The following is a 21,078-nucleotide window of genomic DNA, read 5'->3' on the forward strand; positions in this document are numbered from 1 at the left end:
ACCGTTAAAAGCTCCAAACTTTATATTTTACGAGGTCTAATGACATAAGGTGCAGCCACCGAGCGGGCTAGCGCTGCGGAATCGAGTCCGGCATCGGGCTTGTAAACTCCGGTCCAAACAGCAAACAGGTTATTTGCTAACTCTACAATTTTTGCATCGCTTCCAGTTCCCCAGAGCGAGGGTTCTCGGCCCTCGGCTAGCTGCAGCGAATTAACTTCAGCCGAAGATACCTGTCGCCATTCTACAGGAATCGCACCAACGCCGTTATAGGCTCCAGACAAAGCTCCTGTCAAAGCGCAGGTTATTTGTCCAGCTATGCCACAGCGGGCAGCGCGCACCACTGACAAGCGAAAGTCTTCTGGGGTGTTCAAAAAGCAGTAGAAAGCTAAGGCAATGGGAATGAAATTTCCAGGGTTGACAATTGACTCGGTTTGTATTTTTTTTTCACCTTCGCCCTGTCTGTCTCGCAAAGCTGTGGCGCTTTTGCACAGATGAGTGGCGGCTGTTTCTAAATCGGCTCCTTTTTCTAGTAGTATTTGCACTTGCAGCAGCAGCTCTGTTAAGGCATTATCTGTTTTCAGGTAGGCAAGTGTTTGCTGGATCGCTGTCGCGGGGTCAAGTCTTTCTTTGAGAGATCGGGCGATCGTATATGCTACTGCTAAAATTGCTGTTTCCCATTCTGGCTGGTTTTCGTTGTGCCAAACCTCTATCGCCAGCATGATTTTTTCTCGCAGCTTGGCTTTATTTTCGTGAAAAAACATCGCGGATGGCAGCGCAGCAACAGCAGCTTCACCAGGGTTAAGCAGGGTTTGAAACTCACTGTTGCCGGGATGGTAGATTTCCGACTTGGCAAATGCTTCCCAAGTATCGCGCCAATCCTTTAAATCTAAACCCCTACACTGAATTAAACTTTGAACACACGCTACCGCAAGTCTCCCGGATGCGGATGAGTCTCTGCGAGTTGGGATTTTACTGTTGACAGAATTCAACGCTAATGTTGCGCCACTTACGGTCAATTGTTGGTGTTTCGTCAGTTGTAAAATCGGCTGCAAGTCTTCTGTTTGGGGGGGAATACCCACGAGTTGCCTCTGGTATTGCAGGCCTATAGAGTCTCCTAAAACTGCCCCTAGGATGGTTCCTTGAAACTTGCTCAACAGGGAATGCCGCATTTGAATTTAACTCAAGTTGTTAGTAATTGGTAATTGGTAATTGGTAATTTAGAATTATTCGTGGTTTCCTTCTTTGCGTAACTTTTGTGATTAATTTGAATTCAACCCAAACATATAAGGGCTGGTTTTCCATCTAAAACCTGCCCTTATCCGATCGCTACAATCGGTAAATTTCTAATTTTTAATCAGGTAACTAACTAGAGCTTGCAGCCCCAGCCGATAACTTTCTGAGCCAAAACCGCTGATTTGCCCGATCGCCACCGCTGCGATAAACGAGTGATGCCGAAAAGCTTCCCGTCGATAAATATTGCTCAGATGAACTTCTACCGCAGGGATATTCACTGCGGCGATCGCGTCTCTAATTGCCACACTCGTATGAGTATAAGCTCCAGCATTAATCAATAAGCCTTGGTGCTGCCCTAACATCGAGTGAATTGCATCCACCAATACCCCTTCATGATTTGACTGCTGAATTGAGACTTGCACCTGGAGGGCTTGCGCTTCTCGTTCTAGCAACTTGTTGATATCATTTAAAGTCGCAGAACCATAAACTCCAGGTTCTCGCTGACCCAATAGATTCAGATTCGGGCCGTGAAGTACCAGGATATTTAACAATTTTAAAATTTCCAGCGCAACAAAAATTATGAGAGTTTTGACATGGGATTTAGAACCAGCCTGCCACCTCAAACGTCAAACCTTAAACCTCAATCTTCTAATTCAGTCCCGACTACCTGCGATTCCTTGGTTGGTTGACAGGAATACGAATCGGTTCAAGTTCCGGTTCAGGATCGGGACTCAGCAGTCCTTCTATCAGCTTGCGAACCCATTCTTTAATTTCTTCCAGCACCTTTTCAATGTCTTCCATTGAACGGATAGCTCCTTTTTTTATAGTCTAGATTGCTAAACCGACGGCTAAATATCTAAAAATAAGCAAGCACGACTTTGAAACCAAAGGTCAAACTTGCTTTCTCGCTTGCTGGTTATTTTGAGCAATGGAGAGATTCAGTATATTGGCCAATCAGTCCTATCTTATTATCATAACGAATCTTTACAGATAATCAAGAGGCAAAAGGAAAATTGCCGAATTATATCAGAGTATAGAGTCTTAAATAAAGCTTAAGCTTACGGTTGACTGTTGACAATTGACCAATCGTAGGATTTTTTCTACGCTTTTGCCAACAATAATTTACGCCGGAGCCGATCGAGCGCCGTACAGCTACTCAGATTCCGAATCCAATCGCGGCCTCTGGCATCGCCAAAACGGTATTCAAAACTTTCTGTGTCGCCGTCGGGGCCCGCTAAACCGACATAAACCAGTCCGACAGGTTTAGCATCTGTGCCGCCTCCAGGCCCGGCGATGCCTGTAATGCTCAATCCCCAATCGGTATTGAGGCTGGCGCGAACTCCCGCAGCCATTTGTTTTGCTACTTGGTGGCTGACAGCCCCAAACTCGGCTAAATCTTGCGGATCAACACCTAATAATCCTTCCTTAACCCGATTGTCGTAAGAAATAATCCCGCCTAAAAAGTAGCTCGAACTGCCGGGAACACCAGTCAGCATCGCCCCCAATCCACCTCCCGTGCAGGATTCAGCCACGCTAAGAGTTTGCCCCGCATCAAGCAACAATTGGCCGACAGTGGAAGCGAGGGTATCGCTATCAGCACCGTAACAGTCTAAGTCGGCAATTTGTCGCAATTGTTGTTCGATCGGCTCAATCAAGTTTTTCGCAGCCACGGACGAATCCGCGCGGGCCGAAATCCGCAGTTTGACTTCGCCGTGATTGGCGTAGGGAGCCACAGTAGGATTAGTTAAATTGAGAAAACTATCTACTTTTTCCGCCAATGCCGACTCAGCAATCCCCCAAAATTTTAATGTGCGGCTGTAAATAGTGGCGCTACACCAGCCGCCATTTTTCAGGTAAGGAACGGCGGTTTCTCGCCACATTAAGTGCATTTCCGCCGGTACGCCGGGAAATGTCATTACTGTCACGTCAGAAACCGGCTGCCAAATAATGCCCGGTGCAGAACCGCTGCGGTTCGGCAGAATATCCGCAGTTTCTGGAATTAAAGCTTGTTTGCGATTGCTGGGACTCATGGTGCGTCCCCGCTGAGCATATTTGTATTCGATATCTGCAATAATTTCCGGCTTTTCGATGAGGGGAACCCCAAAAAAATCGGCGATCGTTTCGACTGTCAGATCGTCTGGTGTGGGGCCCAGGCCTCCGGTGAAGAGCAAAAGCTGCGATCGACTGACAGCAATTTCTAACACTTGTTTGATGCGTTCTGGATTGTCCCCCACCACTGTTTGATAGTAGTGAGGGATTCCCAGACTCGCTAATTCTTTGGCTAAAAACTGGGCATTGCTATTAAGAATATCGCCTAACAGCAATTCAGTGCCAACACAAATAATTTCAGCAACCATTATTCGATTTTAGATTTTAGATTTTGGATTTTAGATTGGGGATTGGGGAATTGGGGATTGGGCATTGGGCATTGGGCATTGGTCATTAGTGATTAGTTATTGGTGATTGGTGATTGGTGATTCTTACTAACAACTAACAACTGTCAACTGACAACTGTCAACTGTCAACTGTCAACTGTCAACTGTCAACTGTCAACTGTCAACTGTCAACTGTCAACTGACTATCGAGCGTGTCTCCAAACTTTCCAGCTAGCATATCCCAGTAAACTGGTTGCACCCATAGCGTAAATTACGCCACTGGGAACCGAAAAAGCTAGGGCTAAACTTCCAACCCACAGTGTCAGCGAGTAAATAAATAAAACCGCAAATCGATGGGATAGTCCGGCTTGTAGAAGTCGGTGGTGAAGGTGGCGCTTATCAGCAATAAACGGTGACTTGCCGTTGCGAAGTCGATCGAGAATCACCGCCGACATATCTAAAATCGGTACAGCTAAAATTAAATAGGGCAGCAACACAGAAGTAACAGCCGTAGTTTTAACTAACCCAATTACTCCCACTCCAGCAAGAGTAAACCCGATAAAATAAGCCCCGCCATCCCCCATAAAGATTTGAGCCGGATTGAAGTTGTAGCGCAGAAATCCCAAGGCCCCGCCAGCTAAAGCCGCTGCAATCAGGGCCGCCGCCGGTTGGTGCATCGCCAGACTGACAATCAGCATTACAACTGCTGCAATCCCTGAAACTCCGGCAGCTAAACCGTCCAAACCGTCAATCCAGTTGATGGCATTCGCCATGCCGACGAGCCAAATCACGGTAATTGGCAAGCTCAGCCAGCCAATATTAGTCAGTCCCAAGGAGGGAACTGTGAGAAACTCAATTTGTACGCCCGCGTACCAAACGATGCTGGATACGCCAATTTGCATGAGCAAGCGTTTTAAGGCCGAGAGCGAAAATAGGTCGTCTGCTAAACCGATGAGGAAGAATCCGATGCCGCCGAGGGTGACTCCCCAAATTTCGTATTCGTCTTTGGGATTGAGAACTTGTCCGTTAGCATCGATGAAGCCTCCTGAGAGCCAGACAAATAAGAGGGCAATGATAGTGCCGAGAAAGATGGAAACTCCTCCCAAACGGACCATCGGGCGCTTGTGGACTTTTCGCTCGCCTGGCCGATCGACTCGCCCGCTTTTGAGACCAATTTTTTTGACTATTGGCGTACTCCAGAGGACGATGATCGCAGAAACCAGAAAAGCGAGTATGTGGTACAGATACTGGTACGGCATCTGAAATCAATTTTAAATAGTGCGGGGCAATTAGTCTGTCAGGCAGAGTCTACTACATTTCAGATGGCTTATCACAAGGAAACATCTTGAAGAGCGACTGGGGGTTTGGGAGTCGGAGATTTGCCGCAATGGCAGTTGCCCTGGGGCGAATTGTCAGGTTGTTCATTCATAACTCTCGAATTAACGATTTGAAATATAGACTTTTTCGCGAGCCAAAAAGTCTATATTTGGCGAGCGGGCCCAGTTGATCGGTATCTTTCGCAACCGACAAATACCGTTAGTCAAACCAGCCCCGCCCGACAAATATCTGTACTAAAAACCGTATTGGCGATCGATATTTTTGGTGAAAACCGCTTGTCAATATCGCTACCGGCAACTCTCAATCTTTTCCTGCTCTTTTACCCTTTTACCCGTACACTTCCAACTACCAATTTCCCATTGCCGATCAGGAAAATTAAGCTAATGCCGGCACTTTCAAGTACAAGTGGGGATATAAGGGGAAGCGATCACACAGTGCTGCTACTCGACGCAGGCAGTCGGCTGCGACGCTTTCATCATCTGGATTTAGCAGGCGATCGGCAATAATATTGCCAATCTCGGTAAATTCTGCTGTTCCCATTCCCCTCGTGGTCATCGCCGGCGAACCGAGTCTCAAACCGCTGGTTACAAAGGGCGATGCCGGATCAAAAGGCACGGTATTTTTATTAGCAGTAATATTCACACCGCTGACTAATTGGTCCGCTCGCTTGCCTGTCATATTTGCTGATCGCAAATCAACTAGCATTAAGTGATTGTCCGTGCCGCCGGAAACGAGTTTTAAACCCCGCTGCTGCAACTGTGCCGCTAAAGCCCGTGCATTTTCAATTACTTGACCGGAATAAGTTTTAAATTCAGGCTTTAATGCTTCGCCGAAAGCTACTGCTTTGCCCGCAATGACGTGTTCTAAGGGCCCACCTTGAGTACCGGGGAAAACTGCTTTGTCAAACTTTTTACCTAATTCCGGGTCATTGGTCATAATCAAGCCACCACGGGGGCCCCGCAGGGTTTTGTGAGTGGTGGTGGTGACTGCGTGACAGTGGGGGAGGGGGTTGGGGTGATGCCCTGTGGCGACTAACCCGGCGATGTGCGCGATGTCGGCGAGCAGGTAGGCTCCGATTTCGTCGGCGATCGCTCTAAACTTCTCAAAGTCGATAATTCGTGAATATGCTGAATAGCCACAAATGAGCAATTTCGGGCGGTTTTCTTTGGCAAGTGCCAAAATTTCGTCGTAGTCGAGCTGTTCTGTTTCTTGGCTGACGCCGTAGTGAAAAGCTTTGAACCATTTGCCGGATACGTTGACTGGTGAACCGTGGGTCAAGTGGCCGCCGTGGGACAAATCCATGCCCATAATTCCGTCTCCGGGTTCCAGCAAGCTCAAAAATACTGCAAAGTTGGCTTGAGCGCCGGAGTGGGGCTGGACGTTGGCGTGAGCAGCTCCAAATAGCTGTTTGGCGCGGTCGATCGCGATTTGCTCGATGCCGTCAATAAATTCGCAGCCGCCGTAGTACCGTTTCGCTGGCAGTCCTTCGGCGTATTTATTGGTCAGCACTGAGCCTTGAGCTGCCATTACCGCTGCGGAGGTAAAGTTTTCGCTGGCGATGAGTTCTAGGTGGTCTCGCTGCCGCTGGAGCTCTTGCCCGATTAAATCGGCAATTAGCGGATCGGTTTTGGAAAGGAATTCTAAGTTAGTGTCCGTCACAATAATCAACCTCTTGACAGTTTTGGGATTGGGAATTGGGGATCTTATACCGTACTACGGATTTCGCACCATTGACATAAATATTACGTTGTGTTCAGGTTAAGCGGTTTGTCCCCAACTCCTGACATACAATGAAATTACTGGTGTGAAACCTGCCGGAGGTATCAAATGTTAGTCATTTTAATGGAAAATCAGATGCTTGCCCCTCAGTGTGTTTGCCAAAGTTGTTTGCTGGCAGATCGCACTGGGCAACCGCGCTGGAGTGGTGGAGAGCTTCGCTGTGGACATCCAGTTGCTAAACCTACGGAAAATTTGCCCGATCGGTACGAGTGTCAAATGGGCTTCGTCATTGCCAATATTAAATAAGAAAGCCTGCCATTGGTAGTTGAGGCTGCTCCCCGCTGAGTAAAAAGCCAATTCCGGGCGAGTCGGAACACAAACCCTGCTGCTGCGTTATCCTGAGTTTAATGGAATTCATAGTTAATTGATCGACTCAGGAGAGTTCATTATGACTTGGCGCGGATCTACAACTGTTCCAGACCGGATTTTTGCTTCTTTGCCTTATTTGCTTCCGTTGGTTGACGGGCTTGCCTTTGGCAGGTTTCTGTTTACACAGTTTCCTGTCCTGCAACTGTTGTTGATACCGCTAGCTCCATTGATGCAAATTTATAGTTTGCCCTTTGCTAGCTTGATTATCTTCTTTGCTCTGTATTTAGGAGTAGTTAGAAACGAAAACATCAGTCACTTCATTCGTTTTAATGCGATGCAGGCGATTCTTTTAGACATTGTTTTGATGCTGTGTGGTCTGGTTTTGCCGATTTTTTCTAACGGCGTTCAAGTCGCATTTATTGCGGAAACTCTGTATAACATGGTGTTTTTGGGCGCTTTTGCTGCATTTGTCTATGCAGTCGTGCAGTCGCTTTTGGGACGCTATGCAGAGATTCCTCCGCTTTCGGATGCTGTTTATATGCAGGTTCGTTAGTCAGTTGGCAGTTGGCAGTTGTTAGTTGTTAGTTGTTGGCGGTAATTACCAATTAGCCATTACTAATAACTACTGTATTTTCAAGACTGCCGATGCCTTCAATTTCGATGCGGACTCGATCGCCTATTTGTAGCGGCCCTACTCCTTGCGGCGTTCCCGTCAGTATCACATCACCGGGAATTAGGGTCATTACTTGACTGATGTAGGAGACGAGAAAGTCTGGCGAAAATACCATGCGATCGATCTGGGATGACTGTACCGGTCGCTCGCTCTCATTGACAAAAGTCTGCAATTGTGCAGCAGGACTCAGTTCGCGGACAATCCAAGGCCCCAAGGGACAAAAAGTATCGAACCCTTTGGCCCTGGCCCACTGGTTGTCCCGCTTTTGCAAATCTCTGGCTGTTACGTCGTTGGCGATCGTATATCCCCAAATTTTGCTGTGTGCTTGTTCGGGAGTGCAGTTGGTACAATGTTCGCCAATTACCAGGGCTAATTCTCCCTCGTAGTCTACCCTTTCCGACTGCTGCGGATAACGAATCTCTGCACCTGCTGGGATGACGGCACTCGGAGGCTTGAAAAACAGCAGGGGTTCTTCCGGTACTGGGGTTCCCATCTCGGCGGCGTGATCGACATAATTTTTGCCTACGGCTACAATTTTTGAGGGAGAGCACGGGGCGAGAATTTGGTAAGTATCTGGTGAAAGTTCCAAATCGGTTGGTTGTCCTTTTAACCAGGGCGGTGCATCAAATACTTGAACGCTGTGGCCCAGTTGCAGTAAACCGTAGTGGATGTGTCCTTGTGTTGTTTTGACTCGAACGTAGCGCTGGGCCATACTATTTTAGATTTTAGATTTTAGATTCTAGATTCAAAAAGACTTGTGCAAGTCCTAAATGAATATATATAAACATGGATCTAGGGATAATTTCGGAAAATTTATTGCTCGATCAACCTTCTTGATTTTTGCTGTACGATTGTCAAATCGCTTTCCGTGCAAATTCCGTGCAGCGGTAGATCCCATGAGTCAACTGGTAGTTGGGCCAGCAAGGCAAATTCAAAGATAATGCCGATCGTAACTTTTGATTCCCACTCAGCTAAACTGAGCATTCTGTCGTAATAGCCACCGCCGTAGCCCAAGCGATAGCCGCCAACATCGCAGCCTACTGAGGGTACGAGCATTAAATCTACTTCTGAGTAATCTATTTTAGGAGCATCCGGCAGGGGTTCGAGTATGCCATAAGCTCCAGTATGTAAAGCATCTCCGGGCTGCCAGATGTGCCAGGATAGCTCTTTGCCGACACAGCGGGGAAATCCCCATTTGCGGGGAGTTACAAATAGGGGACTTAAATCTGGTTCTTGGCGACAACTGAAGTAGGCGAGGATTGTTTTTGCTTGGGTGAATAGGGGCGAGTTTTGCAGGCGGTTGCAGAGGCGATCGCTCTTTTGTCTCCATTCTTGTGCTGATAGGGATTTGCGGGTGTTGAGGAGCGATTTTCTTAATTCTGTTTTAGTTAATGAAGGTTGAGGAGTATTCATATTTCATATTAAATCATCGCTGCAGGACACGGCATTGCCGTGTCCCTACAGATATTGTGGCTAATTAACGGGATTTGATATTAAATATTGTCTCACCACAGAACAAACGCTGAATAGCGTTTCATTCTCCTGTTCTTCTATTTCAACTAACGATCGCCTCCCCAAAGATTGCAGCCCGTTGAATAACTCAGAGGGCGATAAATCGGCATCTTGTAGCAATTGCTCTATTGAAACTGAATTTGCTTCGCTGCTGAGGCGGCAGATTAGTTTTTTTTCTAATTCTGACAAACGATTTATCTGCGGGTGCAATGTTGCTGCCAATTCTTCCCCTAAGAATAGCATATCATATTTCAAAAATTCTGCAACCCTACCTCGGAATATTTCTTGAATAGTGGTGGCGACTATTTTCAACCACAATGGATTGCCTCGGTAGGTGTTAATTAGGTTTTCCCATGTTTCGGGATTGAGTAAACTTTTTTGTCGGCAAATTTCGGCTGCTGCTGCACCTATGCCTTTGAGTTGTAAGCTGCGAACTGGTGAATTTTCACCTTTTAAGGCGGTAATTTCTCTGGGTGGTTCCCAACTGTTGAGGATTAAGCAACTGTTGTGGGTTGTTTCTCCGATTTGTCTGAATAGGATGCTGTAATTTTCGCATTCGGGGCGGTAATTTCCTGCTAGTTGTCCGCTGCTGAGAATGGTTTGCACGTCGTCAAGGATAATAAGACAGCGGTTTTTTCGCAGATATTCCATTAACAGGGAAAGTCGATCGGGAATGCTGGTAGGGAGTTCGATTTCGGGTTTATTTAAGAGAAATCCTAGGAGATTTTTTAGGGTTGTTTCTAAGGGTGGGGAGTGGCGGAGACTTCGCCAGATGACGTATTCAAAGTTATGCTGAATTTTTTGGATGAGGTGGAGGGAAAGTGCGGTTTTGCCGATGCCGCTGAGTCCTGATATTGCTGCGAGGTTGCACTTTTCTTGGACGATCCATTTTTCCAGGGTGGCGAGTTCGGATGTGCGTGAAGCGAAGCTATCGCCATCAGGCGAATCGCACAATGATGAAATATGAGGTGCGTCTGCTAAGTCTAGTCGGGTTTGGGGTTGGGAGGGGTCTGAGGTGGGGGTGGAGGGCGATCGATCTTTTGGAATTTCTGGAGGTTGCAAAGTGTCTCCACAAACGTTGATGTTATTAATTGATCCAAAGTCTTTCGCGAAATTTGATGAAACAATGGAGAATCGACATCTTTCTAATGTTGTTTTAAAATGGGATTTATTCAGTTCTTCACCTAAGACATCAGAGAGAACTTGCCATAATTCAGATGCCACATTTCTGACATGACCTTCAGTGCAGTGAGATTCTTCTGCTATTTTAGAATATCTTTGACCTTTCCATGCACCCCGCAAGATAGCTTCTTGCAGATCGTCTAAGTGTTCTCCTGTTTTGGCGAAAACCAGATTTTCGGCAAATCTCAAGACTTCTTTAACGTCCATTGGTCGAGTGGTGTAGGGGTTTTTCTTATTTTATCAGACTTTTTATGACATTTTCTGATATTTCTGACGAATTCTGACATATCGCTCCTCTCAATTGCTGATAAAATATGACATTTTATTACTTCGATAAATTGATAATTAGAAGATAATTATAAAAACCAAATAACTTCTTGTTGGTTAAACTAGCGGGTAGCAGGATGCTATGAACATTAATTTTCGACGCTATCGGGAACAGAAAGGTATCAGTCAAGAATCAGTTGCCAGCGGGATCGGCATTTCTGTAGATCAGGTTAAAAATTATGAGCATTTCCCTGCAAAAGTTCCGATGGGAATGGCAGTAAAATGGCTGCAAATATTAGGGGTTGACATTGCAACTGCCATGTCAGACGAAATACCTCCCCTCCCAGGAATTGAACCCGGCAGTCCCTACGCTGAACTTTATCGCGGGCTAAATTTACTTAATCAGTATATCGATGAAAATTCTTTTTTACCTTGGCTAGAATTGCCAACGGAACTACGTAGACCTAACGATCTGCAAGAACAAATTAACCAGTATTACAAAAAACCAAATGTTGTCTTGACAGGAGCATTTGACTCTGGTAAATCCTATCTTGCTAATACTCTTTTAGGCCAAAAAGTATTGCCAACAGGCTATCAGCCTGCAACAAGAGTCATTACCATTGTTTGTCATGTGGAAAGTCACCCCGAATGGTTTGATGGAAACGTGGGAATTATTGATGAGAAATTTTGGCAAGATGAAAACGGCAAGCTAAATTTTGACTTCCTATATTTAGAGGATCGGGAGCGCTGTCAGAAGCATTTTTTGCAATTCGGCTCCTTTGACCTGCTAGAAAAATATGGCGTACACCAATATGATGACTCTGACGACAGCAATGACGGCGGACATACAGCTATAGTTTATGTTGATGCTCCTTTGTTAAAAGCGTGTAACCTGATTGACCTTCCCGGTTACTCTGATAAACAAGATGAAGTATCAAAGGATGTTGAGAAAGCTAATAGTGCCACCAAGATTGCTAATGTCTTGCTTTATGCTTCTCCTGCCAAGGGTCACATCAATGGTCAAGATATGGTGCGACTTCGGAATTTGCTGCGTTTGTTGCCGGTTCCAGAGAATGAGTGCAACGACTTTCCGACGCTAGGCAATTTCTTTATTGTGGCGACACACGCAGATCCGAGTATCCCTGACGATGAGCTTCCCAAAATTCTCAATAAAGCTTCAGCCAGACTGTATAAAGAACTTGATGAAACTGCTATAGAGTTTCGTCGGAAGCTAACAAAGCGGGATATTACCAAGGAAGATGTGCAAAAGCGTTTCTTCACTTTCTGGTTAGAAAGGCCGGATCGCTGTCAGCGTCTCTTTGATGATTTAACTCAACTCCTCTGCGAGACTCTTCCTAAACCAGTGATCTCTCGTATCGACCGCGAAATTAATGCGGTCAAAAATGACAAAAAACAAGAATACGCTAACTCGATTGAGCAATATCAAACAACTGTTGCAAAAATAGAGGAGTATCGAAAGGAGCTTGACAAAGCAGAGAAAAATGAACCTGAACGTCAGCGAGAAATGCAGCAAAAACGCAGTCAAGTGAGCAAACAAATTAAGGAATTAGAGAAAGATACCCGCAAATCATTTCAGACCTATGCGGCAAAAAAGATCGATGTAGAGTTTATAGAACAAATGATTCGCCAGAGATACGACAAACAGAAAGAGGCTCAAGAATACGCTCCCGGTTATTTAGTCGATCTGCTGCAAAGTCATTTAGAAAATCGGATTAGTGTCAATTCTGAAAAACTCAAGGCTGAGATTGACGCTTTTCTGGAAAAATACCCAGTGCCTAAACTTCCCAACAAAGATGGAATAGTAGTATCTATTCCCTTCGATACAAAAGGAGCTTTTCTTGGTGGGATAGCAGGTTTAGGTACTTATGGTGCCTTAGCCGCTTGGGCAGCAGGCCTTGGCAATCTTGGCAGCTATATCTTAGTAGCGAAATTAGTCAGTCTTTTGTCAGCACTTGGTATTAGTATCGGTGGTGGCACGGCAGCAGTAATTTCTTTCGTAGCTGCAATTGGTGGCCCAATAGTTCTAGGGATCGGTTTAGCTGCTGGAGTGGCTTCTTTTGTGTGGAGTTTAGTTGCGGAAGCTTGGCAAAAGCGGTTAGCAAAAGAAATTCACCAACAATTCAAAAAACAGGGTGTTGTTGATAAATTCTTAGGAGGAATCGACCAGTATTGGCAAGAGACAGCCACAGCCTTTGATAAAGGTGCCGACGCAGTTGAACCAAAATGCAAACAGTATCTCAAGCATCTGCACGAAATTACTTCAACTGATACCCAGTCAAAAGAACGAATTGAACAGATTATCATAAATCTGGAGAAACTCAGGGTTTTTTTCGCCAACATTCCTTGGGATACCCAGGGAGAATGTTTGTAAAAAAAACCAGCGGTTCTCGTGGCAAACCACCCAAACCCAATAACACGACGTATTGAGTTTTAACTAGGCGATCGCCCTTTCTTTTCCCTCATCCTCAAGTGCGATCGCCCTTCCTTAACTGAGGTACGATCGCACTTTCCATTTATCCCCTCGATCGCACTTCGTGAATTTCTGCTTCTGAATCTTCCTTCGTAAAAATTACATCCTCATAAATAGCATCAATACCTGTGCGAAAATCTACGCTAGCCAAGTGAATTTCGCTTCCTTGATTATAGGAATACAAAACCCACAACCCTTCAGCATTACGGCGAAAACACTCTACCCGCTCACGTTTTTGGCTAATTAATACATACTCTTGAAGCGTTTCTAATTCTTGATAGTCAGCAAACTTATCGCCCCGATCGAATCCTTCAGTACCATTTGACAAAACCTCGACAATTAAACAAGGATATCTTTTAAAAGATTGAAATGCCTTGTCCCGTTCATCGCACGTTACCATCACGTCAGGATAGTAGTAAATATTCTTCGATTCAATCCTAGCTTTCATGTCAGACATATAAACACGACAGCCACTACCCCGAACATGATTTCTCAAAAGTGTACATAAGTTGCCCGCCACCGTCACATGAGCATCATTTGCATCAGCCCTTCCATAGACTTCGCCCTGAATATACTCGTGTTTGAGCGGACTGAGTTCTTCTAACTTCAGATACTCTTCCGGCGAGATATAATTGTGGGTGCGAGCGGCAATCATGGGCTTTCTGTGAATTTCAGTTTTCGATGATTTCAGTAGAGGTATTTATATTATAGCAGTTTTCACTTGGATGAAATACAGGACACAGCAGTAGGGACACGGCACTGCTGCCGAGTATTGTCAGTGAATTATCACCCAAATTTGTATAATTTCTTAGTGCCAGAAGACGGACTCGTTTGTGTAGGATAGGTGGCAACCGGCGACTATTGTAAATGAGGTTTCTAACCCATTTAGTATTATTCCTAAAAAAACCCGGTTTATTCAAGAAACCGGGTTTTTCACACTCAAACTGCGTGTTGTCGATACCACTCAATCGTATTTTTCAACCCTTCCTTAAACTTCACCTCCGCAACAAAACCAAACTTTTCCTTAGCCCTTTGCGTATCCAAACAGCGGCGTGGCTGACCGTTCGGTTTGTCTGTTTCCCAAACAATTTCTCCCTCAAATCCCATCAATTCGCAAATCGTTTCCACTAAATCGCGAATTTTAACTTCGCTATTCGTTCCCAAATTAACCGGGTCAGATTCACTGTAAGATTGAGCCGCCATCACAATTCCCCGCGCGGCATCTGTGGAATACAAAAACTCGCGGCTAGGGCTGCCGTCGCCCCAAACTGGCAGTGTTTTGTCTCCCCTTTCTTGCGCTTCGTGGACTTTGCGAATTAATGCGGGGATGACGTGGGAACTTTTCGGATCAAAGTTATCTTCCGGGCCGTACAGATTTACTGGTAGCAAGTAGATACCGTTGAATCCGTACTGCTGGCGGTAGGATTGCAGTTGCACTAATAAGGCTTTTTTCGCTACTCCGTAAGGTGCGTTAGTTACCTCTGGATAGCCGTTCCACAGGTCATCTTCTTTGAAAGGAACTGGGGTGAAGTTGGGATAAGCGCAAATCGTGCCGACGCAGACAAATTTTTCGACTCCTGCTTCGTAGGCGGCGTGGATTAGTTGCACGCCCATCATCAAATTGTCATAAAATAATTCAGCGGGTTTGAGTTGGTTTAAGCCGATGCCGCCGACGTGGGCGGCGAGGTGAACGATCATATCTTGTTGGTCGGCGGCGCGCTTGCAGTTTTCCATGACGCGGAGGTCGCAGTCGCGCGATCGAGTTACCGAAATTTTATCAGCATCGGCCCCTGCTTTCACTAGCTGGTCGATTACCTGACGGCCCAAGAAACCGGCGCCGCCCGTGACTAGAATGCGTTTGTTGCTTAAATCCAAGCTGGTCATAATTTTAGCCTCGGGATTTTGAATAAAGGTCGATCGACAATTTCAATTCTAAAATTGTTGCTTTAGCAAAAGAAGCCTCCAGCTACAGGACGCGGTTGCCCACAAATCTGTTTTAGCTGCTGCTGATAGGGACTGGTCCGTGCACACCCGAAAGTTAGATTTATTAGTAGCGAGTCCTCAACTATCATTTTAATGTTTTTATTAGCCCGCACAGCCTAAAATTTTGCGAGCAATTAAGGGGGTTCTTTGAATGCCGATCTCGCTAATAGCTGTAACCATCCTCTGATCAGTTGTGAAGTGTGTGCAGGGGCTATCCCTCGGTGCGCGCCTTTCGCCAAAGGGGTAGACACGGGGCCCTACCCCTACAAATTGTTCGCACTGACGGCTTGGTTTCGCGAGTTAATCAAATCCGTTGCCCGAACCTCGACCTTGCTCGTCTAAAGCTTTCATGTCAGCATCTACCATTAAATGCACTAACTCCTGAAAAGTTACAGAAGGTTCCCACTTTAATTGCTGGCGCGCCTTAGTCGAATCGCCTATCAACAGTTCGACTTCTGCCGGCCGCAAGTAGCGTTCGTCAAACTCCACATATTTTTGCCAATCTAAATTGACGTAAGTAAAAGCCAAATCGAGAAATTCCTTAATAGAATGAGTCTCGTTGGTAGCAATGACATAATCGTCAGGTTTGTCTTGTTGCAGCATCAGCCACATCGCCCGCACGTAGTCTTTAGCATAGCCCCAGTCCCGCTTAGAATCGAGATTGCCCAAGTAAATCTTTTTCTGCTTGCCGGCGACTATTCTGGCCACGGCGCGAGTAATTTTGCGAGTTACAAAAGTTTCGCCACGGCGGGGAGATTCGTGATTGAACAGAATGCCGTTGCAGGCAAAAAGTCCGTAAGATTCGCGATAATTTATTGTTTGCCAGTGCCCGTAAACTTTGGCGCAGGCGTAAGGACTTCTGGGATAAAAAGGAGTTGTTTCCTTTTGCGGAACTTCCTGTACCAAACCAAACATTTCCGAAGAACCTGCTTGATAGAACCGCACTTCTATGCCGGTGCGGTGCTGATAGTCCCGAATTGCTTCTAGCAGCCGCAATACTCCCATCCCTACTGTGTCAACCGTATATTCCGGCGAGTCAAAACTGACTCGAACGTGAGATTGAGCGCCTAAGTTATAAATTTCTACCGGCTGAACTTCTTCCAATATCCGGCGGAGAGTAGTGCCATCCGTCAAGTCGCCGTAGTGTAGAAACAGGCGCGCACCCTCGCTGTGAGGATCGACATAAATGTGGTCAATTCGATCGGTATTGAAACTAGAACTGCGCCGGATAATGCCGTGAACTTCATATCCTTTTTCTAACAGTAATTCGCTCAAGTAGGAGCCGTCTTGACCTGTAATACCTGTTATTAGCGCTCGCTTACGTTGCGTCATCTGATTTTCCTTTGACAGGCTGTGTTAATTCACAATAAATTTTTTGGCAGAGGCTGTTGCTCTCTGCCGTATTCTCAAACTGCTTTATCAAACTTACTCAAACTTCACTTTAGTTACCTAAAGCCAGTTGAAGTTTACTTCCTACGCTGTTGGGTAGTGGGCTATCCCAAGATAAGTAGGCTATCCCCCTTAAGCCAAAGGTTATAGAGTTAAGTTTAACACCTAAACCTAAAGTAGTCTATCTAGAAGAACTGATCTTTCTAGATGAATAAGAGGTAGGTTTATTTAAGTATTTGCCCCTGTAGTTAAGCTCACAATTCTTCGATCGGCATCCCGGAACTGTTTAGTTTTGACAAAGAGTTTGTCGCTGATTGTCAGTAGTCAGCATCAGTGGTCAGTAACAAATAAAACTAACTACCGATTGCTGACTGCGGACAAAAATTAGTATGCGCCGTTATTTTTGGGAAAAATCACAACTCCAATTGTTTTGAAAACAATCCACATATCCATCCAAAGGTTTTTGTCATTTGCGTAATAGAGGTCGATTTGGACTCGGCGGGGATAGGGAATATCGTTGCGACCAGACACTTGCCACAAGCCTGTAATTCCAGGTCTTATGGTGAGAATTTTGTTGATGTGACTGCCGTATCTCGGCAGTTCTTCTTCAACTAAAGGTCTCGGTCCGACGACACTCATATCTCCTTTTAAAACATTCCAAAACTGGGGAAACTCGTCTAAACTGGTCATTCGTAAAAATCTTCCAATCCAGGTAATTCGAGGGTCTTGTTTCAGCTTGAAATTGTCCTCAAACTCTTGACGCAAATGCGGAGAATTTTCCATGATTTCTAGCAATATATCGTCCGCATTTTCCACCATCGTTCTGAATTTAAGACAATAAAACCTTTTACGGTTTTTGCCTACTCGTTCCTGTACGTAAAAAATAGGACCGGGCGAGCTTAAGGCGATTAAGAAAGCCAAAAGCAGGTAAACCGGAGCAAACAGGATCAGAACCGATAAGGAAAACAGGATGTCAAATAACCGCTTGAAAAGTTCTCCGTCGAAGCTCTGTAGAGAACGGCTTATGCGTCTATCTCCTTGCAGGACAGACCCAAAACCGCGTCTTGCGATCGCTCGAATTACCTTGCCGGAGATTAGTTGGCTGTCGGCAGTCATCTTACTCCTTCACTTCACACCACACACAGTCCTGATCATAAAGCCTCAAGACGCTTTGTTCTCTCAATTATGTTTCCAATACTCAATTTTCTGCCTTCAGAAGGCTTCAAAAGGCAGAAGGAAGAAGGAAGAGGGCTTCTGGCGGCCGAAGGAAAAAGGCACAAGGCACTGATGCAGAGGTCTTCTCAAGGCACTTATACAAAGGCAGAAGGAAGATTGTCACGCTATCGGGTTCTGGCACTCTCAAGCCCCAGACTCGGTAAAATCACGGGAGTGAAATTCCTGATAGCAGCGTTCCACAAAAGCTAGATAGCGCTGCCCAAAAACTTTGGGGGCAAACTGTTCAGCGCGCAACCTGCAGATTTCTGGGCGAAATTTGCCTTGCAACTGCTCAAATTCCTTGACAGCTTCGACTAATGCTGATGCGGTTTGGGAGGAAAAAAATAAACCAGTTCCTGTCTCTGGGTGTTGGCGAATGTCGAGCACTGTCTCCAAAGCGCCCCCTGCTGCATAGGAAATTACTGGTGTTCCGCAAGCTTGAGCCTCTACCAAAGCTATGCCAAAATCTTCGCAAGCTGCATAGACAAAGGCTTTCGCCTCTGCCATATACTTTTCAACTATGGAGGCGGGTTGCCAGCCGAGCACTTGCACGTTGGGTTTGGCGATTTGCCGAATCATTTCTAATTCTGGCCCGGTGCCGATGACAATTAGAGTATGCCCGAGTTGATTGAATGCTTGGACGATCGCACTTACGTTTTTGTAACTTACCAACCGACAAACGGTGACGTAAAAGTCTTGTTTTTGCCGCATCAAGGAAAATCGCTCGATATTTACCGGCGGATAAATCACCTGGGCCCGCCGCCGATAGCACCGCCAAATTCGGCGCGCAGTGTGTTGAGAGTTAGCGATGAAATAATCAACGCGATTGGCGGAAATTACGTCCCACTGCCGGAGTCGATGCAACAAATATCGCGTCAGCAGACCCTGGATGCCCCGTCCGGCTTTGCTGCTACGCAAATAGTCAAAAGTTAAGTCCCAAGCGTAGCGCATGGGCGTATGGCAGTAGCAGACGTGCATTTGCTGGGGACTGCTGAGGATGCCTTTGGCAACGGCATGGGATGAGGAGAGGATGATGTCGTATTCTCGCAGATCTAGTTGTTCGATCGCGATCGGCAGAAAGGGCAGATATTTTTGGACACCGCTGCGGGCCTTGGGAAAGTGCTGTAAAAATGTTGTGCCAATCTGTCGGCCGAAAAGATAGCTTTCGGGATTGGCCGATTCAAAGTCGATGAGGGCATAGACATCTGCCTCGTCTACGTGTTTGAGGATTTCCTGTACTACGAGTTCTGAACCGCCAGTAGCTAAGGGCGTCAACCATTCGTGAACTAGGGCGTATTTGAGTTTTTTCACTTGTATTTGTAGCCGATCAAACGATTTGTTAGCGCCAGTGCTGTCAATATTAGTCTTAGTGAGGGATCACTTACGCAATATCGGGCCATCAACCAGGTTTCACTGTAACGAATTTTTGAGGAATTAAGAGACCCACAGGCAGATTACTCCCGTGGGTTTTTTAGATTTTAGATTTTAGATTTTAGATTTTGGAGATGCTGCACAATTCCTTGAAGAGCTCGCGGATGCACCGGGCGATTACTCGCTGACGCGCGAGCTTGACAGGGGTGCCGCCTTTCTTTCGGCGCTTGAGATTTTCGGCGGGTGACATTTTCTCGGCGTCCTTGCCTTGCCCATAAGTAAATTGCAGCGGCGGATTGTTGCGAGCAACTTCTAAGCGTGTGAAACACCATTGCCACAACGCCTTTCTACAGAGTGCGCTGCCGGATTGTTTACCCTTCTTTTTCTGGCCGCTATCTTCCCGAACGACTCCCATGCCGACTGCTCGCATGAAGCGGCGCTCTGAAAGTTTGAGCTTAGACTCCTTCCCGGTCTGGCGGTTTTTGCGAAGCTTGACTTCTGCCTGACCGTCTTTTAGAAAATCTTCAATCGGGTAAATAGCTCCCAGTAAGTAGCCTTGAAGCTGATAGCCAAAACCGAACTTTGTAAAAATTCGGCGATACTCTGTGAATTGTGGACTATCGATTAACTCAACTAACTGCTTTTTGAGTTTGAAGACTTCCTCTTCTATGTCGCAGTATTGCTTAGCTGCCCACCGAGTTTGCGGTTCGATACCAGAGCCGATCGTCTCCTCCAAAATGCGATCATACTTTTTGGATTTCCGAAGACCGGCCAGCCAACCCCACAGCACTGGTGGCAATTCCTCTTGCAGTTTTGCTGATCTAATTAGTGCAATTTCGGGACACTGCCAAGCTAGCTCTTGTCTCATTCGATTGATAATCGGGCCTTGCACTCGGTTGAGGTGCTCCAATCGCAAGCAAACGTGTTTGACTTGACTGACTAGGGGGTCGCGGATTTTGAGGTAGCTGTCGGGCCCTTTGTCAAAGTACCAGCAGGCGATCGCGAAAGCGTCAATATCATCAGTTTTTGCCCCACTCTTACCTTCTTTTCCCATCAGCTCTGCCCTGTAGTTGGGGAGTTTGCTATTAGAAATCATTCGGACTTCGCAGCCCCAGTCAGCAAGCTTGTTCATCCACAATTGGGCATAGTTCATCCCGGTGGGTTCACAAATGGCAATAATTTTGTCAGCTTTAAAGCTTTCAATTTTTATCCTTAACCTATTCAAATTTTCAATGTTCGCTTGATATACTTCGATATCGGCATCAAAGTAGTTATCACGGGGGGTGCTGGGCTTTTCCAGCAGAAAACACGCGGAAATTGACGACCGAGAAACGTCAATGCCTACGATTAAATATTTCATCTAGTTTAGGGAGAGAGGGATTTGAAAAGGACAAGAGAGCCTACGAATCTCCCAAAAGCAATTAAGCTTACTTCACTGATTAAGGCTCGTTTATTTGTCCGGTTTTTGTGCAGGCTGGCGCTTACGAAACCTGAATAGCAATTAAGCTAATTTCTATGTTAAAGCGCCACTTGTCCGAGGACTCGTCCCGCGACTCCCCCTTATTAAGGGGAGTTTCGGCCGCTGAGTCGAGGCGGTACTCATCAGGCGGCAACTGTGATCGAATTGGTGCTAACTAACGCTACATACACGTATATGTAGTCAAGGTTTCGATTCAACGCGGCTGTGAATTCATCCGTTGCATAGCTTCTTAATAAGTGGTTGGCAGCGTTGACATACTCGCTTAAGCATCGATCGGGCGGCTGTTTACGTAGCAGTCCCCGCGCTTTTGCTTCTTTTATGGTGATGAAAACTTCCTGTGTTTCTGCGTCGCTAAAGTTGTCAAAGCGCTCTTTGGCAGATTTGATTAATTCGGTAACGTGCTTATTTTTGGTTTGGGGCATGATAGATTGGTAGGTGCGAATAGAGGACAGTTAGCCAAGACAGCTCCTTAAAACGGTCA

Annotated in this window: 19 protein-coding genes; 3 read left to right on the top strand and 16 right to left on the bottom strand. The window is 46.0% G+C overall.

From position 1 onward, the window contains the following. Positions 1-20 precede the first annotated feature (20 nt). The 6 genes from QT979_RS08460 to glyA form a co-directional block, all read right to left on the bottom strand. Entirely contained in the window at positions 21-1,169 is a 1,149-nt protein-coding gene (locus tag QT979_RS08460; RefSeq protein WP_333210602.1) for an ADP-ribosylglycohydrolase family protein, read from the bottom strand. Positions 1,170-1,343: 174 nt separating this feature from the next. Beyond that, positions 1,344-1,784, bottom strand: coding sequence for a type II 3-dehydroquinate dehydratase (aroQ, locus tag QT979_RS08465; RefSeq protein WP_138920973.1), 441 nt, complete (start codon positions 1,782-1,784; stop codon positions 1,344-1,346). A 112-nt stretch (positions 1,785-1,896) separates the two neighbouring features. Further along, complete coding sequence (locus tag QT979_RS08470; protein ID WP_333081027.1) at positions 1,897-2,034, bottom strand: hypothetical protein; 138 nt, start codon at positions 2,032-2,034, stop codon at positions 1,897-1,899. Positions 2,035-2,333: 299 nt separating this feature from the next. Then, a complete protein-coding gene (locus tag QT979_RS08475) occupies positions 2,334-3,590 on the bottom strand; it encodes a competence/damage-inducible protein A (RefSeq protein WP_333309201.1) in 1,257 nt (418 codons plus the stop codon). Between the two features lie 221 nt (positions 3,591-3,811). Beyond that, positions 3,812-4,867: an MraY family glycosyltransferase gene (locus QT979_RS08480; RefSeq protein ID WP_333210598.1), complete on the bottom strand. Its 1,056-nt coding sequence runs from the start codon at positions 4,865-4,867 to the stop codon at positions 3,812-3,814. Positions 4,868-5,321: 454 nt separating this feature from the next. Next, positions 5,322-6,605, bottom strand: coding sequence for a serine hydroxymethyltransferase (gene glyA, locus QT979_RS08485; RefSeq protein WP_333081031.1), 1,284 nt, complete (start codon positions 6,603-6,605; stop codon positions 5,322-5,324). A gap of 168 nt (positions 6,606-6,773) precedes the next feature. Here glyA and QT979_RS08490 point away from each other — a divergent pair, with 168 nt between their 5' ends. Both QT979_RS08490 and QT979_RS08495 read left to right on the top strand, forming a co-directional pair. Next, positions 6,774-6,971, top strand: a complete 198-nt coding sequence (locus tag QT979_RS08490) for a hypothetical protein (RefSeq protein WP_006631916.1) — start codon at positions 6,774-6,776, stop codon at positions 6,969-6,971. 142 nt (positions 6,972-7,113) lie between these two features. Continuing rightward, positions 7,114-7,587 carry a Tic20 family protein gene (locus tag QT979_RS08495; protein ID WP_333077581.1) on the top strand — a complete coding sequence of 158 codons (474 nt, stop codon included), beginning with the start codon at positions 7,114-7,116 and terminating at the stop codon, positions 7,585-7,587. A 52-nt stretch (positions 7,588-7,639) separates the two neighbouring features. Here QT979_RS08495 and QT979_RS08500 read toward each other — a convergent pair whose 3' ends face one another. The 3 genes from QT979_RS08500 to QT979_RS08510 all read right to left on the bottom strand — a co-directional run bounded on the left by QT979_RS08500 (position 7,640) and on the right by QT979_RS08510 (position 10,608). Then, complete coding sequence (locus tag QT979_RS08500; RefSeq protein WP_333309204.1) at positions 7,640-8,419, bottom strand: fumarylacetoacetate hydrolase family protein; 780 nt, start codon at positions 8,417-8,419, stop codon at positions 7,640-7,642. Positions 8,420-8,520: 101 nt separating this feature from the next. After that, positions 8,521-9,120 carry a 5-formyltetrahydrofolate cyclo-ligase gene (locus tag QT979_RS08505; protein ID WP_333210594.1) on the bottom strand — a complete coding sequence of 200 codons (600 nt, stop codon included), beginning with the start codon at positions 9,118-9,120 and terminating at the stop codon, positions 8,521-8,523. 60 nt (positions 9,121-9,180) lie between these two features. Further along, positions 9,181-10,608, bottom strand: a complete 1,428-nt coding sequence (locus QT979_RS08510; protein WP_333309206.1) for an NB-ARC domain-containing protein — start codon at positions 10,606-10,608, stop codon at positions 9,181-9,183. A gap of 202 nt (positions 10,609-10,810) precedes the next feature. Between QT979_RS08510 and QT979_RS08515 the strand changes: the two genes are divergently transcribed. Continuing rightward, positions 10,811-13,060 carry a dynamin family protein gene (locus QT979_RS08515; protein ID WP_333309207.1) on the top strand — a complete coding sequence of 750 codons (2,250 nt, stop codon included), beginning with the start codon at positions 10,811-10,813 and terminating at the stop codon, positions 13,058-13,060. A gap of 142 nt (positions 13,061-13,202) precedes the next feature. Here QT979_RS08515 and QT979_RS08520 read toward each other — a convergent pair whose 3' ends face one another. The 7 genes from QT979_RS08520 to QT979_RS08550 form a co-directional block, all read right to left on the bottom strand. Continuing rightward, a complete protein-coding gene (locus QT979_RS08520; protein WP_333309209.1) occupies positions 13,203-13,814 on the bottom strand; it encodes a Uma2 family endonuclease in 612 nt (203 codons plus the stop codon). 284 nt (positions 13,815-14,098) lie between these two features. Beyond that, complete coding sequence (locus QT979_RS08525; RefSeq protein WP_333213174.1) at positions 14,099-15,043, bottom strand: GDP-L-fucose synthase; 945 nt, start codon at positions 15,041-15,043, stop codon at positions 14,099-14,101. Positions 15,044-15,442: 399 nt separating this feature from the next. Further along, positions 15,443-16,474, bottom strand: a complete 1,032-nt coding sequence (gene gmd, locus QT979_RS08530; RefSeq protein ID WP_333309211.1) for a GDP-mannose 4,6-dehydratase — start codon at positions 16,472-16,474, stop codon at positions 15,443-15,445. A gap of 441 nt (positions 16,475-16,915) precedes the next feature. Then, complete coding sequence (locus tag QT979_RS08535; protein ID WP_333213176.1) at positions 16,916-17,647, bottom strand: sugar transferase; 732 nt, start codon at positions 17,645-17,647, stop codon at positions 16,916-16,918. A gap of 243 nt (positions 17,648-17,890) precedes the next feature. Beyond that, complete coding sequence (locus tag QT979_RS08540; RefSeq protein WP_333213177.1) at positions 17,891-19,057, bottom strand: glycosyltransferase; 1,167 nt, start codon at positions 19,055-19,057, stop codon at positions 17,891-17,893. A gap of 181 nt (positions 19,058-19,238) precedes the next feature. Beyond that, positions 19,239-20,477: an IS110 family transposase gene (locus QT979_RS08545; RefSeq protein ID WP_333309213.1), complete on the bottom strand. Its 1,239-nt coding sequence runs from the start codon at positions 20,475-20,477 to the stop codon at positions 19,239-19,241. A 242-nt stretch (positions 20,478-20,719) separates the two neighbouring features. Further along, positions 20,720-21,019 (bottom strand): hypothetical protein, encoded by a 300-nt coding sequence (locus tag QT979_RS08550; protein WP_333309215.1) that lies wholly within the window; start codon positions 21,017-21,019, stop codon positions 20,720-20,722. Positions 21,020-21,078 lie beyond the last annotated feature (59 nt).

Source organism: Microcoleus sp. w2-18bC1, from assembly GCF_036700365.1.
Taxonomy (GTDB): domain Bacteria; phylum Cyanobacteriota; class Cyanobacteriia; order Cyanobacteriales; family Microcoleaceae; genus Microcoleus.

Bases quoted from the DNA above. Each gene is read 5' to 3' on its own strand.
- QT979_RS08480 (WP_333210598.1), bottom strand. From the start codon at position 4,867: ATGCCGTACCAGTATCTGTACCACATACTCGCTTTTCTGGTTTCTGCG.
- QT979_RS08515 (WP_333309207.1), top strand. From the start codon at position 10,811: ATGAACATTAATTTTCGACGCTATCGGGAACAGAAAGGTATCAGTCAA.
- QT979_RS08520 (WP_333309209.1), bottom strand. From the start codon at position 13,814: ATGATTGCCGCTCGCACCCACAATTATATCTCGCCGGAAGAGTATCTG.
- QT979_RS08460 (WP_333210602.1), bottom strand. From the start codon at position 1,169: ATGCGGCATTCCCTGTTGAGCAAGTTTCAAGGAACCATCCTAGGGGCA.
- QT979_RS08550 (WP_333309215.1), bottom strand. From the start codon at position 21,019: ATGCCCCAAACCAAAAATAAGCACGTTACCGAATTAATCAAATCTGCC.
- QT979_RS08505 (WP_333210594.1), bottom strand. From the start codon at position 9,120: ATGAATACTCCTCAACCTTCATTAACTAAAACAGAATTAAGAAAATCG.
- QT979_RS08500 (WP_333309204.1), bottom strand. From the start codon at position 8,419: ATGGCCCAGCGCTACGTTCGAGTCAAAACAACACAAGGACACATCCAC.
- QT979_RS08535 (WP_333213176.1), bottom strand. From the start codon at position 17,647: ATGACTGCCGACAGCCAACTAATCTCCGGCAAGGTAATTCGAGCGATC.
- QT979_RS08475 (WP_333309201.1), bottom strand. From the start codon at position 3,590: ATGGTTGCTGAAATTATTTGTGTTGGCACTGAATTGCTGTTAGGCGAT.
- QT979_RS08495 (WP_333077581.1), top strand. From the start codon at position 7,114: ATGACTTGGCGCGGATCTACAACTGTTCCAGACCGGATTTTTGCTTCT.
- QT979_RS08545 (WP_333309213.1), bottom strand. From the start codon at position 20,477: ATGAAATATTTAATCGTAGGCATTGACGTTTCTCGGTCGTCAATTTCC.
- QT979_RS08510 (WP_333309206.1), bottom strand. From the start codon at position 10,608: ATGGACGTTAAAGAAGTCTTGAGATTTGCCGAAAATCTGGTTTTCGCC.
- QT979_RS08525 (WP_333213174.1), bottom strand. From the start codon at position 15,043: ATGACCAGCTTGGATTTAAGCAACAAACGCATTCTAGTCACGGGCGGC.
- QT979_RS08470 (WP_333081027.1), bottom strand. From the start codon at position 2,034: ATGGAAGACATTGAAAAGGTGCTGGAAGAAATTAAAGAATGGGTTCGC.
- QT979_RS08490 (WP_006631916.1), top strand. From the start codon at position 6,774: ATGTTAGTCATTTTAATGGAAAATCAGATGCTTGCCCCTCAGTGTGTT.
- gmd (WP_333309211.1), bottom strand. From the start codon at position 16,474: ATGACGCAACGTAAGCGAGCGCTAATAACAGGTATTACAGGTCAAGAC.